This is a genomic window from Campylobacter sp. RM12637 (assembly GCF_020137645.1).
In the GTDB taxonomy this organism is placed as follows: domain Bacteria; phylum Campylobacterota; class Campylobacteria; order Campylobacterales; family Campylobacteraceae; genus Campylobacter_E.
The window spans coordinates 1-780 of the sequence record NZ_JACGAV010000050.1 but is presented as its reverse complement, the minus strand read 5'-3'; the positions used below and the strand labels follow the sequence as shown (position 1 = coordinate 780).

The window sequence follows — 780 nt, the reverse complement described above, 5'->3', positions numbered from 1 at the left end:
CTAAACTAAGATAATAGTTATCAATAAATAACCTAGTAAAAGAATCATAAATTCTATTAAGATTAGGGCTAAGTTCTAAACTCAAATTATTTAAATTTGTTATTGCATAACTACAAGGTTTATAATAACCATAAATATCATAATTTATTAGTTTATCTTTGCTAAGTCTAGTTGGTAATTCTGAAGCTTCTTCTTCAAAAATTTTTTCATATTTTTTATAATTTTCATATAATTGCACTTCTTTATCAACTATTAAATTTACACTTTTAAAAAACTTACCATCTATCATATAGTTTTGCTTTTTAATTGTGCTTAATAATAAGGTATTTGGTTTTTTAAGTTCTGTTACTTCGTGCTTTGGACTTTGCTGTAAATTAAAATGACTTATGAATAATATTCCGTGAAAAGCAATCATTAAAAATGAGAAAAAATAAAAGATAACTTTAATAAATTTTTGATTTTGTTTCATTATTAACTTATAAAACCACCAAATTAATAGTGAAAATATAATTGGTAGCAATAGTTGTAAAACTACAAACCACCCACCGGCATCTCTATCAATAAGCCCAATTCTTATAACCAAATATAAAAATAAAATATATAAAGCTATTATAAATCTAGGATAGAGCTTTAAACCTATAAATAAAGTAAGAGTAAAAACAATAGGGTAAGTAATAAAACTTGCATATGGTATAGGAATTAAAATACTAATAATTCCACTAGCTAAATCATGTAAATTATCTAAAAAATATGTTAGATATATTAAAAACTCATTCATAT

General features: G+C 22.6%; 1 protein-coding gene. It reads right to left on the bottom strand.

The genetic code is table 11. The annotated features are described in order from the left end of the window. The coding region (locus AVBRAN12637_RS09685; protein WP_336615829.1) for a hypothetical protein at positions 1–780 on the bottom strand (780 nt) is incomplete at both ends.